The 14,185-nt window shown below is 67.4% G+C and carries 12 protein-coding genes; 5 read left to right on the forward strand and 7 right to left on the reverse strand.

Annotated features, from left to right (window positions below; all coding sequences use genetic code 11):
* Window positions 1-70 precede the first annotated feature (70 nt).
* Together ASD42_RS26615 and ASD42_RS26620 are read left to right on the forward strand one after the other, a co-directional pair.
* Window positions 71-688, forward strand: coding sequence for a TetR/AcrR family transcriptional regulator (locus ASD42_RS26615; RefSeq protein ID WP_056821509.1), 618 nt, complete (start codon window positions 71-73; stop codon window positions 686-688).
* Window positions 678-2,237, forward strand: a complete 1,560-nt coding sequence (locus ASD42_RS26620; RefSeq protein WP_056821511.1) for a glycerol-3-phosphate dehydrogenase/oxidase — start codon at window positions 678-680, stop codon at window positions 2,235-2,237. The genes ASD42_RS26615 and ASD42_RS26620 overlap by 11 nt, the downstream gene beginning before the upstream one ends.
* 28 nt (window positions 2,238-2,265) lie before the next feature.
* Here ASD42_RS26620 and ASD42_RS34030 read toward each other — a convergent pair whose 3' ends face one another.
* A complete protein-coding gene (locus ASD42_RS34030; protein WP_084787322.1) occupies window positions 2,266-3,348 on the reverse strand; it encodes a GNAT family N-acetyltransferase in 1,083 nt (360 codons plus the stop codon).
* Between the two features lie 181 nt (window positions 3,349-3,529).
* Here ASD42_RS34030 and ASD42_RS26635 point away from each other — a divergent pair, with 181 nt between their 5' ends.
* Window positions 3,530-4,714 carry an FHA domain-containing protein gene (locus tag ASD42_RS26635; RefSeq protein WP_056821513.1) on the forward strand — a complete coding sequence of 395 codons (1,185 nt, stop codon included), beginning with the start codon at window positions 3,530-3,532 and terminating at the stop codon, window positions 4,712-4,714.
* A gap of 78 nt (window positions 4,715-4,792) precedes the next feature.
* On the opposite strand, the gene mihF is transcribed toward ASD42_RS26635, so the two are convergent.
* Window positions 4,793-5,107, reverse strand: a complete 315-nt coding sequence (mihF, locus tag ASD42_RS26640) for an integration host factor, actinobacterial type (RefSeq protein ID WP_019045768.1) — start codon at window positions 5,105-5,107, stop codon at window positions 4,793-4,795.
* 476 nt (window positions 5,108-5,583) lie between these two features.
* On the opposite strand from mihF, the gene ASD42_RS26645 reads away from it, so the two are divergent.
* Window positions 5,584-6,399: a hypothetical protein gene (locus ASD42_RS26645; RefSeq protein WP_056821515.1), complete on the forward strand. Its 816-nt coding sequence runs from the start codon at window positions 5,584-5,586 to the stop codon at window positions 6,397-6,399.
* 67 nt (window positions 6,400-6,466) lie between these two features.
* Here ASD42_RS26645 and clpX read toward each other — a convergent pair whose 3' ends face one another.
* The 5 genes from clpX to ASD42_RS26670 form a co-directional block, all read right to left on the reverse strand.
* Window positions 6,467-7,747 carry an ATP-dependent Clp protease ATP-binding subunit ClpX gene (gene clpX / locus ASD42_RS26650; RefSeq protein WP_056821517.1) on the reverse strand — a complete coding sequence of 427 codons (1,281 nt, stop codon included), beginning with the start codon at window positions 7,745-7,747 and terminating at the stop codon, window positions 6,467-6,469.
* Between the two features lie 241 nt (window positions 7,748-7,988).
* Complete coding sequence (locus ASD42_RS26655) at window positions 7,989-8,654, reverse strand: ATP-dependent Clp protease proteolytic subunit (protein WP_056821519.1); 666 nt, start codon at window positions 8,652-8,654, stop codon at window positions 7,989-7,991.
* A gap of 46 nt (window positions 8,655-8,700) precedes the next feature.
* Window positions 8,701-9,276, reverse strand: coding sequence for an ATP-dependent Clp protease proteolytic subunit (locus tag ASD42_RS26660; RefSeq protein WP_056821854.1), 576 nt, complete (start codon window positions 9,274-9,276; stop codon window positions 8,701-8,703).
* 167 nt (window positions 9,277-9,443) lie between these two features.
* Window positions 9,444-10,808: a trigger factor gene (tig, locus tag ASD42_RS26665; protein WP_056821855.1), complete on the reverse strand. Its 1,365-nt coding sequence runs from the start codon at window positions 10,806-10,808 to the stop codon at window positions 9,444-9,446.
* A 159-nt stretch (window positions 10,809-10,967) separates the two neighbouring features.
* Complete coding sequence (locus ASD42_RS26670; protein WP_056821521.1) at window positions 10,968-11,516, reverse strand: FKBP-type peptidyl-prolyl cis-trans isomerase; 549 nt, start codon at window positions 11,514-11,516, stop codon at window positions 10,968-10,970.
* A gap of 164 nt (window positions 11,517-11,680) precedes the next feature.
* Here ASD42_RS26670 and ASD42_RS26675 point away from each other — a divergent pair, with 164 nt between their 5' ends.
* Window positions 11,681-14,149, forward strand: a complete 2,469-nt coding sequence (locus ASD42_RS26675; RefSeq protein ID WP_084787323.1) for a phosphoketolase family protein — start codon at window positions 11,681-11,683, stop codon at window positions 14,147-14,149.
* The last annotated feature ends 36 nt before the right edge of the window (window positions 14,150-14,185 follow it).

A 14,185-nucleotide genomic window follows, 5' to 3' on the forward strand; every position in this document is an offset into this window, starting at 1 on the left:
TTGGGCGATTCCAGCCCGACCACGGCGCTTCTGTTCCCGGCGCCACCGAACACACCGGCGGTGAAGCACGATGATCGATCTCGCGACCCACGCTGACCAGCTTTCGCCCACAGACGTGGCGATTCTCGATGCCACGCGGGCCTGCGTCGTCGATTTCGGCGTTCGCCGGACCACGCTCACCGAGGTGGCGCGGCGGGCGGGTGTGAGCAGGCCGACGGTCTATCGGCGCTGGCCCGACACCGGGTCGCTGATCGCCGAGCTGCTGGTCCGTGAACTGCGCACGATCGTCGCCGAGACCATGCCCGACACCGGCCTCGGCCGGGATCGGCTGGTCCACGGCATCGTGTCGGGTGCGGCGGCGATTCGGTCGAACGCGGTGTTCGCCAAGATCTTCCGCACCGACACCGACCTGATGCTCACCTATGTGTTCGGCCGGTTGGGCCGCAATCAGCGCACGCTGATCGGGCTGTTCGCGACCGTGATCGAGCTCGGCCACCGCGACGGGTCGATCCGGGCGGGTGATGCCGAGCACATGGCCACCATGCTGCTGCTCATCACCCAGTCCGCGGTGCAGTCGGCGGGCACGGTGGAGTCGTTGCTGGCCGGTGCGGAGTTCGACGCCGAATTGTCCAGGGCTATCGAGGGTTATCTGCTCCCGCTACCCGACAAGGACCCAGATGTCTGCTGACTCCCCCTCTTCCGGCGCCACCCTGAACGCGGCGCGACGCACCACCGACCTCACCGCGCTCGGCGAGAATCCCGAGGTCGACGTGGTGGTGATCGGCGGCGGCGTGACCGGAACCGGCGTCGCCCTCGACGCCGCCGCGCGCGGTCTGCGCACCATCCTGGTGGAGCGCAACGACTTCGCGTTCGGCACCAGCCGCTGGAGTTCGAAGCTGGTGCACGGCGGGCTGCGGTATCTGGCGAGCGGACGGGTCGGGATCGCGCACGAGAGCGCGGTCGAACGCGGCATCCTGTTGCGCACCACCGCACCGCATCTGGTGCGTCCGCTCCCCCAACTCGTTCCGCTGCTGCCCGGCATCAAGCTGGCCCAGAGCTCGCTCATCCGCGCGGGGTTCGCCGCGGGCGACGCGCTGCGGATCGCGGCGCACACCTCCGTCGACACGTTGCCGCGCTCGCGCCGGGTGGCCGCCGCCGAGGCACTGCGCCTGGCGCCCACCGTGCGGCGCGACGGGCTGCGCGGAGGCTTGCAGGCGTGGGACGGTCAGCTCGTCGACGATGCCCGCTTGGTCGTCGCCCTGGCTCGCACCGCCGCCTCGGCAGGCGCGACGGTTCTCACCCGCGTGGAAGCCGTCACTGCCACCGGTGATTCGGTCCAGCTGCGCGACACCCTTTCCGGCGAGACCCTGGCCGTGCGGGCGCGCGCGGTCGTGAACGCCACCGGCGTGTGGGCGGGCGAGGTCGACCACAGCATCGAGCTGCGGCCGAGCCGTGGCACCCACCTCGTCTTCGACGCCGCGGCCTTCGGTGGACTCAGTGCCGCGCTGACGGTGCCGGTACCGGGCAGCATCAGCCGGTTCGTCTTCGCGCTGCCCGCCGCGCACGGCCGGGTCTATCTGGGCCTCACCGACGAGGACGCGCCAGGCCCGATCCCCGACGAGCCCCAGCCCACCGAGACCGAGATCGACTTCCTGCTCGACACCATCAATACGGCCCTGCGGGAACCGTTGACGCGCTCCGATATCCGCGGCAAGTTCGCCGGCCTGCGCCCACTGCTCAAAACCGCCGACGACAGCACCGCCGACATCTCCCGCGAGCACGCGGTCCTCACCGCCCCGGACGGTCTGATCACCGTCGTCGGCGGCAAGCTCACCACGTACCGCCAGATGGCCCAGGACGCGGTCGACGCGGCGGTGGCGCAGTCAGCGCTTACGGCCGGTCCCTGCCGCACCACCCAGTTCCCCCTTGTCGGCGCGGTGTCCGGAGCCGCCCGCGACCGCATCGACGCCCCGCCGGTCCTCATCGAGCGCTACGGCAGCGAAGCGAGCCGCATCGTCTCCGCCTGGCTCGCCGATCCCGCCCTCGCCGCACCGGTCGCCCCCGGAATCGATGTCACCGCAGCCGAATTCGACTTCGCGATCACCCATGAGGCCGCCCTCACCATCGACGACCTCCTCGACCGCCGCACCCGCATCGGCCTGATCCCCACCGACCGCGAAGCCGCCGCCCCCGCGGCCGAAGCCGCTTTCGCCAGACACGCCGCGATCACCCGCTGAGCCGCTGCGGGTCAGGCCGAGAGCGTCGTCAGTCGAATCTCCATGTCGCGAGCTCGGCCCGCATGCACGCGCGAGGCCATTCGTCGAGGCCATGGGCTATTTCGGTGGCACGGATCGCGCGCAGTCCCGGCGGCTCGTCCGCCACCGGGATGTAGGCGAAGCCGAGGCGTTCGTAATACGGCCCGTTCCAGGGGACTTCGGCGAACGTGGTGAGCGTGATCTCGTGGAGGTCGTGGTCTTTCGCCCACCGCACCGCGTGGTCGATCAGTCGCTTGCCGATCCGCGCGCCCGCGTGGACCGGGTCGACGGAGACCTGGTCGATGTGGGGCTGACCGTCGACGAGACCGAGAACCAGGTAACCGACCGGGTGATCGTCGTCGTCCGGCCACACCCACGCGCGCCCCTCGACGACGAAGGCCCGCAACACTTCCCACGACGGCGGGTCGTCCTCAGCGATCGCGATCATGCCCACCTCGCCGAACGGCGCGCCCGCCCGTCGCTCGATCTCCTGCAGGTCCGCGATCTCGTCCTCACGCGCGAGCCGAGCAGGTCCACCGGCCACCGGGGTGGCGACGATCCCATTGAGCAGCGTGCGCAGAGCCCAGCGCGCCCGGACGTCACCGGCGGGGTGGGTGGCGCGCTCCACCGACTCGGCCGCGATGTGCCGGTAGATCAGATCGACGGCCCAGGTGGCGGTCGCGGGGGTGAGGCCCCCTTCGCGCAGGAGGGTGCGCAACTGTTCGATCAGGCCGAGGGCGTGCTCGGTGGTCGGGAAGCGGCCGAAGGTGACGAGCGCGAGACCGTCGTGGCGGCCGAGAGCCTCGATCGCGTTTTCGACCAACTGGGTCACCCGCGCACGCCAGTCGCCCTCGGTGGGCACCCGAACCTGGGACAGGACGTGATCGAGCATGCCGGTCAGCAGGTCGTCGCGATGGGCGACGTAGACGTAGAGCGACGCGGCGCCGGTGTCGAGTTCCTTGGCGACCCTGCGCATGGTGAGCGCGGCCGAACCTTCGGTATCGAGGATGCGCAATCCGGTCTCGATGACGAGATCGCGGCTCAAGGGCACTTTCGCCGGTCGAGCCCGGCGGCTGACGGGTGCGGCGTTCATGCGCCGATCCTACGCGTCCGACGAACATCGTTTGGCACGAACGCTGTTCGAAATTTGCCTTCGGACCTTATCCCCGGGCGTCGGGCCATCTATGCTGGCGGCGGAGAGCTAGGTCGCGGTCTGACGCACAGCGGGGGTCGGCCGAGGCGGCGGTAAAGGCCAGTCCGACAAGGAGGCGTTGATGCACGCGCATTCGTCCACCGTGGCCATCGTGCCGGGGACCGGGATCGTCGCCAGATTCGGCGACGTCGTCGTCTATCTGGCCGGGGAGACGCCGTCGACCGATCGGTTACTCGGCGCGGTGGAAACCGTCGCCAACAACACCGCGGCGAGCGCACCCGGTGCGGCCCTGGCACAGCGGCTGGCGGGCGTGGTGTTCGGCGGAGCTTCTGCCCCACCACCTTTCGGCGTGCTCGCCCCGACGGCCGACGGCATGCTGATCCTGTTGCGCGGCGCGGTGATCGCCGAGATCTCCGGCGCGGAGGGCAACCGCCGCCTCGCTGGCGACCGGGCTTTCACCTGGGTCGACGAGATCATCCGCGAACCTGTCCGACGCATCGCGGTGGGCGCTGAGTTGGCCGATCCCACCAGCGCCAATCCACGCACCGACCTGCGCGCCGGCATCGTCACCGGCAACGGTTTCGTGCTCAACCTGGGCCGACGTCGCAATCCCCCGCCCCGCCGGGTCGAATCCGTCGACGAGCCCGCACCCACCGAGGCCACCGGCTTCCAAGCCCTTCGCGCCCCGACCTCGCGACCCACCGACGCCGGCGACGCGCTCCCGGCCACCGCCGGGTTCCCGGCACCGACGCCGGAAAAGCCCGCGACCTCGGGTTTCCAGCCCGATGCGGGCCGACCCGACAGCGAAACGGTGAGCACGGGCAGCCGACCGAGCACCGGCGACGGTGCCACCGTGAGCACCGGCCCGCGCAACTCCCCCAATGCCGACGCGCCCCGCGCCTGGTCCCAACCACTCGAAGCCGCCAAGCGCGCCGAACCGGTCGCGCTGAGCAAAGGCACGGCGCCCCACAGCAGTTCGCGTGGCGCACTGGTCACCGAAGAAGGGCTGAGCTACCCCTTGGACCGGCCCTATGTCCTCGGCCGCAATCCCTCGGGGGAAGAATCGGTACGCGCTTCCGCGGCGACGCCGATCCTGATCGAGCGCGATCGGCTCGTCTCGCGGGTCCATGCCTTCGTCGCCCCCGACCGTGGCAAGGTGTTCGTCCGCGAGGCCCCCGCGACCTCCGGAACGTTCTTCGCCGCCCCCGACAGCGAACGCTGGTCTCGCGTCGGCACCCTCCCGATCGAATTGCAACCGGGATGGCGCCTGCGGATCAACGACTTCCTGCTGACCTATTGCGTGTAATTCACTTATTCCAGATCACTCACAGACCATCCCGACGCCCGTGCATCCAGCACCACGGGCGTCGGATCGCTAATCGGCTCAGGCCTCGAGGGCGTCGAGCAGGGCCGCGCGCTGACGAGCACCGAGGCCACCGATACGACGATCTTCGGGAATCTCGGCCTGATCCATCAGCTTGGCGGCCTTGACCGGACCAACGCCCGGCAGTGCCTTGATCACGGCAGCGACCTTGGTCTTTTTCACCAGGTCATCGCTGTCGGCTTTCTTGAGCAGATCGGCGACGGTGACCTTGCCCTCCTTCACCTTGCCGATCAGTTCCGAGCGCGCCTTGCGCACGGCAGCCGCTTTGGCCAACGCCTCGGTGCGCTGTTCGGCGGTCATCGTAGGCAGTGCCATGTCTCCTCCGCTTCCACTCGTCACTCGAACATCTGATTGACGGACCGAGTAAACAGCACGAAATCGGCAGCACCAGTCCGACACACCGCGAGGATACGCCGATGAGTTTTGTGTGCCGAACCCGTCGTAATCGATGAAGGCCCTGCAAGACGGACCAAACGGACGAAAAGACCGACCGGTTCAGGCCGGAGTAACACCCCGATGACCAGCAACGACACATCATCAGAAGCACTTTTACGGGATCAAGGTTCAACGGCGAACCACGGAGGATCAACGAAGCTCCTCGGCCCCGGGCGCGACCGATTCTCGAACGGTCGTCACCGTCTCCCGTACCGCTCCGTCAACAGCTACACAGTTGTGCGCCAGACATTTTCAGCGCCTTCGGACCGAGTAATTCGGGCCCACGGGTGTTCTCCCCCCGCTCGATGCGCAACAATGACGCGACCCGGCGAACCCTTTTGCTACCTGGAGTTGCGATGCGCGAGGAACACCCGCTCGATCACGAGGTCACCGCACTGCCTGTGCGGGTGGAACGGGCCAGGCGCCGCATCGCCTATCAGTCCGATCCGGCCCTGACCGACGCGCTGTCCGAAGACGAGTTGAGCGCCGAGCGCGAACTCGCCGAGAAGATCCGCACCTACGAGCGCGACCAGCGCTGGAAACAGATCAAGGCCGCCTCCTCCCACGCCGACCGCCTGCGGGACACCACCGCGGAGCTGGAGCGCGCCGAGATGTCGGACCTGATGCTGGCCCGCAAGGCCATCGCCGCGCAACGCCGCGAGTCCAACCCACGCGCTCGCCTCGCCTCGCTCTATCAGCACCGCACCTGGTCGCTGCGGGCGCTGGCAGGCGTGGTGATCACGGGCATGCTGTGGTCGGCGGTGAACGTCCAGCACAACATCGCCCCTGGCGGGCCCACCGATCCGCTCTACTGGGCCAGTTTCGGCCTGGAGGCGATGATCAGCGTGTGCCTGATCATCATCATGATCGGCACCACGCGCGTGGCCGAGTGGGGCGTGATGGGCAATCGCAACCAGGTGCTGATCGCCGAGCTGTTCCTGCTCACGCTGACCATCGCCCTCAACACCTATCCACACCTGAGCGCACAGCACTGGTACGACGCCGCTGTGCACGCGGTGGCCCCGGTGATGATCGGTGTCGCGCTACTCATCCACAATGCCGCCAGCGCCCGCTACAGCACCGCGATCGTCCGTGCCAGCGCGGAGATCCCAGCAGACGAGGCCGACAATCTCCTGTCCGCGCCGAGCATGGGTAACCCGGCCGCCACCTAGCATCCACCGACACACAGCGAAGGGCCCCTCCGGATCAGATCCGAAGGGGCCCTTTGCCGTTGGTTTGTTACGCCGACTTCTCGCGACGCTCGGGACGCTGCGCCTTACGCGGCACGATCGTCGGGAGGACGTTGTGCACGACGGTGTCGGCGTTCACGACCACCTTGGCGACGTCGTCGCGGCCGGGGATGTCGTACATCACCGGCAGCAGGACCTCTTCCATGATGGCGCGAAGGCCGCGAGCACCGGTGCCGCGCAGGATCGCCTGATCGGCGATCGCTTCGAGGGCGTCGGTGGTGAACTCGAGGTCGACGCCGTCCATCTCGAACAGGCGAACGTACTGCTTGACCAGTGCGTTCTTCGGCTCGGAGAGAATAGTGACCAGCGATTCCTTGTCCAGGTTCGTCACCGAGGCGACGATGGGCAGGCGGCCGATGAACTCGGGGATCAGACCGAACTTGATCAGATCCTCCGGCATCACGTCGGCGAAGTGGTCATCGGTGTCGACCTCGGCCTTGGAGCGCACCTCGGCGCCGAAGCCGATGCCGCGGTGGCCGGTGCGGTCGGAGATGATCTTCTCCAGGCCCGCGAAGGCACCCGCGACGATGAACAGCACGTTGGTGGTGTCGATCTGGATGAACTCCTGGTGCGGGTGCTTACGACCGCCCTGCGGCGGCACACTCGCCTGGGTGCCCTCCAGGATCTTCAGCAGCGCCTGCTGCACACCCTCGCCCGAGACATCGCGGGTGATCGACGGGTTCTCGCTCTTGCGGGCGATCTTGTCGACCTCGTCGATGTAGATGATGCCGGTCTCGGCGCGCTTGACGTCGTAGTCGGCGGCCTGGATCAGCTTCAGCAGGATGTTCTCGACGTCCTCACCGACATAGCCGGCCTCGGTGAGGGCGGTGGCGTCGGCGATGGCGAACGGCACGTTCAGCATCTTGGCCAGGGTCTGCGCGAGGTAGGTCTTGCCGCAACCGGTGGGGCCGAGCATCAAGATGTTCGACTTCATCAGTTCGACGGCCTCACCGCGGCTGTCGCGGCCCTTGTCGCCTGCCTGGATGCGCTTGTAGTGGTTGTAGACCGCGACGGCGAGGGTCCGCTTGGCGGTGTCCTGACCGATCACGTAGTTCTCGAGGAAATCCCGAATCTCCGAAGGCTTGGGCAACTCGTCGAGCTTCACTTCGCTCGACTCGGCCAACTCTTCTTCGATGATCTCGTTGCACAGATCGATGCACTCGTCGCAGATATAAACCCCAGGGCCCGCGATGAGCTTCTTGACCTGCTTCTGGCTCTTTCCGCAGAACGAGCACTTCAGCAGATCGCCGCCGTCTCCGATGCGCGCCATCTCGTAGGTCCCTACTTCCTTGTCCGAGTGCGACCGTCGTCCCCCGATTGGGCCGGAAATACGTCTCGGTGCCGTCAATCAGAGCAATGGTCCCTGAGTCGACCGTACCTGTTGTGCGCGAATGAGGTCGACAACTCGCGCATGTTTGTCGTGAGTGCTGTGCGGGTCATCACCATTGTGAGCCACCGCGGGTGAAAAAGCCGGGCCCGCCGCCCAGATCAGGACAGCGGGCCCGGGCGTGTCACTTCTGTCCGCTGAGCTTGCGGTAGTCGAAGACCTGATCGATGATGCCGTATTCCTTGGCTTCCTCGGCGGTCAGGATCTTGTCGCGGTCGGTGTCCTTGCGGACCTGCTCCTCGGGCTTGCCGGTGTGGCGCGAGATGGTGACTTCCATCAGGCGACGCATCCGCTCGATCTCGGCCGCGGCGATCTCGAGGTCGGACACCTGACCCTGCACACCGCCGGAAGACGGCTGGTGGATCAGGATGCGCGCGTTGGGCAGTGCGGCACGCTTGCCGGGAGCACCGGCGGCCAGCAGCACCGCGGCGGCCGAGGCGGCCTGACCCAGGCAGACCGTGACCACGTCGGGGCGCACGTACTGCATGGTGTCGTAGATCGCCATCAGCGCGGTGAACGAGCCACCGGGCGAGTTGATGTACATGGTGATGTCGCGGTCGGGGTCCTGGGACTCCAGCACCAGCAGCTGCGCCATGATGTCGTTCGCCGAGACGTCGTCGACCTGGTTGCCCAGGAAGATGATGCGCTCCTCGAACAGCTTGTTGTACGGGTCGGAGGTCTTGACGCCGAACGAAGTCTGCTCGGTGAACTGCGGCAGGATGTAGCGCGACTGCGGGTTGGCGGCAGCAGCGCCGCCCAAGCCTGCGCGCGGGTCGATCAGATTGGCCATCTTGGTCTCCAAGCTTGTCTCGAGTGTGATGGGGCGCGGGCCTGCGCTACTTCGCCTGGTTCGCGTGGGCGACCACGTGGTCGATGAAGCCGTATTCCAGGGCTTCCTTCGCCGTGAACCAGCGGTCGCGGTCCGCGTCCTCGGTCACCTGCTCCACCGACTTGCCGGTGTGCAGCGACTGCAGTTCGTTGAGCTCACGCTTGGTGTGGGCGAACTGCTCGGCCATGATCGCGATGTCGGCGGCCGAACCACCGATGCCCGCCGAGGGCTGGTGCATCATGATCCGGGTGTGCGGCAGCGCGAAACGCTTGCCCTTGGTGCCCGCGGTGAGCAGGAACTGTCCCATCGATGCGGCCAGACCCATCGCGACGGTCTTGATGTCGCACTCGGCGAACTGCATCGTGTCGTAGATGGCCATGCCGGCAGTGACCGAGCCACCGGGCGAGTTGATGTAGAGCGCGATGTCCTTCGTCGCGTCCTCGGCCGAGAGCAGCAGGATCTGCGCGCAGATCTTGTTCGCGATCTCATCGTCGACCTGGGTGCCCAGGAAGATGATGCGCTCGCGAAGCAGCCGTTCGTATACGGAATCACTGAGGTTGAGTCCAGCGGTAGCGGCTGTCATGACCCCTGCCTGGTTGATCGTCACGGATACCTGCCTTCTCTTCTCACCGATTGCTACGGCCATACGAATACGGTTCGTCGTCACAAACACTAACGAAGCAGGGCGGCACCGAACTCCCGGTACCGCCCTTCTTCGCTCACAGCGCAATCAAATCACGCCGCCGAAACCTACTCAGCAGCGGCTTCGTCCAGCTCGATTTCAGCGGAATCCGCAGGGTCACCGAACATTTCGGTGGTGTCGACCACGTTGCCGTCGGAGTCGGTAACCTTCACCTGACCGACAACTCCGGCGAGCGCCTTGCCGCGTCGCACGTCGGCGAAGACCGCGCCGAGCTGGCCGGCCTGCTGCACCTGCTGGATGAACTGCTCCGGCGACATGCCGTAACGCTGTGCCTGGAACAGGATTCGCTCGGTCAGCTCCTGCTGGCCGACCTGGGTGTTCTCGGCCTCGGCGATGGCGTCGAGCAGCAGCTGGGTCTTCACCGACTTCTCGGCGGCTTCCTGGGTGTCCTTGTCGAACTCCTCGCGGGAGGAGCCCTGCGCCTCGAGCGCCTCGGCCAGCTTGGCCTCGTCGTGGTCGAAACCGTGCACGGCGTCGTGGACCACGGCGTCGACCTCGGCCTTGACGACGGCCTCCGGCAGCGGCACCTCGACGGTCTCGAGCAGGGTGTCGAGCACCTTGTCGCGGATCGAACCGGCCTGCTCGACCTTCTTGACGCGCTCGACGCGGCCCTTCAGGTCTTCCTTGAGCTCGTCGATGGTGTCGAACTCACTGGCAAGCTGAGCGAACTCGTCGTCGGCCTCGGGCAGCTCGCGCTCCTTGACCGACTGCACGGTCACGGTGATCACGGCTTCGGAGCCCGCGTGGTCGCCGGCGACCAGGGTGGAGGTGAACTCGGCGGACTCGCCGGCCTTCAGGCCGATGACCGCCTCGTCGAGACCCTCGATCAGCTGACCCGAACCGACCTCGTGCGACAGGCCGGTGGTGGCCGCCTCGGGGACGTCCGCACCGTCGACGGTCGCCGACAGGTCGATCGACACGAAGTCGCCATCGGCCACGGCGCGCTCGACACCGGTGAGGGTGCCGAAGCGCTGACGCAGCGAGGTGAGCTGCTCCTCGATGTCGTCGTCGCCGATGGTGAAGGAATCGACACTCACCTCGATGCCCGAGTAATCGGGCAGGGTGATCTCGGGGCGCACGTCGACCTCAGCGGTGAACGCGAGCTCTTCGCCGTCTTCGATCTTGGTGATCTCGATCTCGGGCTGGCCGATGACCTTGACCTCGGTGGCCTGCACGGCCTCGGCGTAGCGGGCGGGCAGCGCGTCGTTGACGACCTGCTCCAGCACGGCGCCACGGCCGACACGGGTCTCGATCAGCTTGGCCGGAGCCTTGCCGGGACGGAAGCCGGGGATCTTGACCTGCTGCGCCAGCGCCTTGTAGGCCTTGTCGAAGTCGGGCTTCAGCTCCTCGAAGGGCACCTCGACGTTGATCCGGACCCGGGTCGGGCTCAGCTGCTCGACGGTGCTCTTCACGGACATACTCCTTGGTTCGTAGTTCATGGTGGTGTCCCCACAGGGGCGACGCGCCATAGTCAGGCACGGCTAAGCCAGGTGCGGCGCATAAAGCGCATCCCGACCAGGGTAGTTGACCGCCCGCGCGGTCGCGCAATCGGTGTTTGGTTGAGGGTGCCGCTAGCGGCCGACCTGCACGGCGTCGGTCACGAAGACCAACGTCTCGTTCGGCGGCACACCGTTGCCGCCTTCGCCGTAGCCGAGGTTCGGCGGCACGATCAGCAGCCTGCGGGTGCCCTGTTGTACGCCGATCAGGCCCTCGTCCCAGCCCTGGATGACCTGGCCCGCGCCGAGGGTCAGCCCGAACGGCTTGCCGCGCTGGAAGGAGCTGTCGAGTACCTGCTTGTCCGACCAGGTGACCAACTCGTAGTTCATGGTCAGCGGCTGTCCGGCCGCAGCGCCGGGCCCGTTGCCTGCCACCAGATCCTTGACGATCAGGGTCTTGGGCGGATCGCAGGTCTCGGGGATGGTGATCTTGGGCGCCTCACCGAAACCGCCGCTGACCTTCACGTCGTCGGCGGTGCATTCGAGACCCGTACTCGCGGGATTTCCGCCGACCGAGCTCGAGCTCGGCGAGCTGGTCGAATCCGCGTCGGAGCCGCAAGCCGCTGTCGTGATCGCGGCGGCCGCGACGAGTCCGATTCCGATGATCCTGGCGAGAGAATGCATGGCCCGCACAGTAATCGACTGTCGTAGCCGGGGCGGAAACCGGCACGACGGTAGGCTCGGCGGTGCGATTCCCCACCGGGTGTCACCGGTCCTCGATCGGCACCCGTGCATGTACCGCGGCGCGGACGGCGCTGCGAACTCACCGATTTCGAGGAGAGTCCGCGATGACCGGGAACAGCTCGGGCGACACCGCCGCCGACAACGTGGGAGACGGCCGGGGCGAGACCATCGCTCCCACGCCCTACGTCCTCACCGACGCACCCGGTCCGCTCTCGCGCGAGGAGCTCGTCGCGGTCGACACGTGGTGGCGGGCGTCGAACTATCTCGCGGTCGGCCAGATCTACCTGATGAGCAATCCGCTGCTGCGCACCCCGCTGGTCGCCGAGGACATCAAGCCGCGCCTGCTCGGCCACTTCGGCACCGTGCCCGGCCTGAATCTGGTGTGGGCCCACGCCAACCGGGTGATCCGGGATCGCGGCCTGAACGCGGTATACGTCGCGGGCCCCGGGCACGGCGGGCCCGGGCCCAACGCCTGCGCGTGGCTCGAAGACGCCTACACCGAACTGGAGCCCGACATCCCGCGCGACGTCGACGGTATGCGCAGATTCTTCCACCGGTTCTCCTTCCCCGGCGGCGTGCCGAGTCACTGCGCGCCGGAGACGCCGGGGTCGTTCCACGAGGGCGGTGAGCTCGGCTACAGCCTGCTGCACGCCTTCGGCGCCGCCCTGGACAACCCCGACCTCATCGTGTTCTGCGTGGTCGGCGACGGCGAGGCCGAAACCGGGCCACTCGCGGGCAGCTGGCACGCGAACAAATTCCTCAACGCGGGCCGCGACGGGGCGGTGGTGCCGATCCTCGCGCTCAACGAGTACAAGATCGCCAATCCGACGATCCTCGCCCGCATCCCCGTGGCAGAGCTGGTCGAACTGCTGCGCGGCTACGGTTACGAGCCGCTGATCGTCTCCGGCGACGACCCCGCACCGGTCCACCAGGCGATGGCCGACGCGATGAATACCTGCATGGACCGGATCGCGCAGTTCCAGCGGGCCGCCCGCGAGGACGGTGACACGACACGTCCCCGCTGGCCGATGATCGTGATGCACACTCCGAAGGGCTGGACCTGTCCCCCGGTGGTCGACGGCAAACAGGTCGAGGGCACCTTCCGCGCCCATCAGGTGCCGTTGCCCAACGCGCGCACCGACGCCGAACACCGGCGGGTGCTGGAGTTGTGGTTGCGGTCGTATCGGCCGGAGGAATTGTTCGACCACGACGGCTCGCCGGTGCCCGCCCTGCTGGAACAGGTTCCGGCGCATCCGATGAGCCTCAACCCCGTCGCGAACGGCGGCTCCCTGATTCGCGATCTCGACCTGCCCGATTGGCGCGACTACTGCGTGGATGTCGTGGCGCCGGGCGCGGGTCAGCACGAGGCGACCAGGGTGCTCGGCGGCTGGCTGCGCGATGTCACCGCCCGCAATCCGCACAATTTCCTCACCTTCGCTCCCGACGAACTGGCCAGCAACCGGCTCCAGGACATCCTCGAGGTGACCGGGCGCGACTGGCAGGAAGAAGTCGGGCGCTGGGATGTCGATCTCTCGACGGTGGGTCGCGCGGTCGAAGTGCTCTCCGAGCACATGTGCGAGGGCCTGCTGGAGGGTTACCTGCTGACGGGCCGCCACGGCGTCTTCACCTGCTACGAGGCGTTCATCCACATCGTCGACGCCATGTTCAACCAGCACGCCAAATGGCTCGACGCCAGCCTGAAGGTGGGGTGGCGGCGCAAGATCCCCAGCCTGAACTACCTGCTCACCTCGCACGTGTGGCGCCAGGACCACAACGGGTTCACCCATCAGGATCCCGGATTCCTCGACGTGGTGGCGAACAAGAGCCCCGATATCGTGCGCGTGTATCTGCCGCCGGATGCCAATACCCTGCTGTCGACCTACGACCACTGCCTGCGGTCGCTGCACTACGCGAACGTGGTCGTGGCGGGCAAACAGCCGGGGCCGGACTGGCTTTCAGCCGAGGAGGCCGGGCTGCACTGCACGCGCGGTCTCGGGATCTGGGCGTGGGCGTGTCACAACGACGACCTCGGGACCACGCCCGATGTGGTGCTGGGGTGCGCGGGCGACGTGCCGACCCTGGAAGCCCTGGCGGCGGTGGCGATTCTGCGAGATCGACTGCCGGACTTACGCATTCGGTTCGTCAATGTGGTCGACCTGATGCGCATGCTGCCCGCCGACGAACACCCGCACGGCCTGCCCGATGCCGAGTTCGACGCCCTGTTCACCACCGACCGCCCGGTGATCTTCGCCTTCCACGGCTACCCGTGGCTGGTGCACCGGCTCACCTACCGCCGCACCAATCACGCCAACCTGCACGTGCGCGGTTACAAGGAGAAGGGCACCACGACCACCCCCTTCGACATGGTGATGCTCAACGATCTTGACCGCTTCCATCTGGTGCTCGATGTGATCGACCGCGTGCCCGGACTGCGTGAGCGGGCGGCGGGTCTGCGCCAGGAGATGGTCGACGCCCGATTGATCGCGCGCCGCTGGACCCGCGAACAGGGCGCCGACATCCCGGTCGTCGCCGACTGGGTCTGGCCCGACTCGGCGATCCCCACCGCGGGGTAACGCGGTTGCGGCGCGGGCCCGCCCTACACGACGATG

This window comes from Nocardia sp. Root136 (assembly GCF_001427185.1).
Classification (GTDB): domain Bacteria; phylum Actinomycetota; class Actinomycetes; order Mycobacteriales; family Mycobacteriaceae; genus Nocardia; species Nocardia salmonicida.

Coding starts and splice junctions, on each gene's coding strand:
- ASD42_RS26655 (WP_056821519.1), bottom strand. CDS start 8,654: ATGGCCAATCTGATCGACCCGCGCGCAGGCTTGGGCGGCGCTGCTGCC.
- ASD42_RS34030 (WP_084787322.1), bottom strand. CDS start 3,348: ATGAACGCCGCACCCGTCAGCCGCCGGGCTCGACCGGCGAAAGTGCCC.
- mihF (WP_019045768.1), bottom strand. CDS start 5,107: ATGGCACTGCCTACGATGACCGCCGAACAGCGCACCGAGGCGTTGGCC.
- ASD42_RS26670 (WP_056821521.1), bottom strand. CDS start 11,516: ATGCATTCTCTCGCCAGGATCATCGGAATCGGACTCGTCGCGGCCGCC.
- ASD42_RS26645 (WP_056821515.1), top strand. CDS start 5,584: ATGCGCGAGGAACACCCGCTCGATCACGAGGTCACCGCACTGCCTGTG.
- clpX (WP_056821517.1), bottom strand. CDS start 7,747: ATGGCGCGCATCGGAGACGGCGGCGATCTGCTGAAGTGCTCGTTCTGC.
- ASD42_RS26620 (WP_056821511.1), top strand. CDS start 678: ATGTCTGCTGACTCCCCCTCTTCCGGCGCCACCCTGAACGCGGCGCGA.
- ASD42_RS26660 (WP_056821854.1), bottom strand. CDS start 9,276: ATGACAGCCGCTACCGCTGGACTCAACCTCAGTGATTCCGTATACGAA.
- ASD42_RS26615 (WP_056821509.1), top strand. CDS start 71: ATGATCGATCTCGCGACCCACGCTGACCAGCTTTCGCCCACAGACGTG.
- ASD42_RS26635 (WP_056821513.1), top strand. CDS start 3,530: ATGCACGCGCATTCGTCCACCGTGGCCATCGTGCCGGGGACCGGGATC.
- ASD42_RS26675 (WP_084787323.1), top strand. CDS start 11,681: ATGACCGGGAACAGCTCGGGCGACACCGCCGCCGACAACGTGGGAGAC.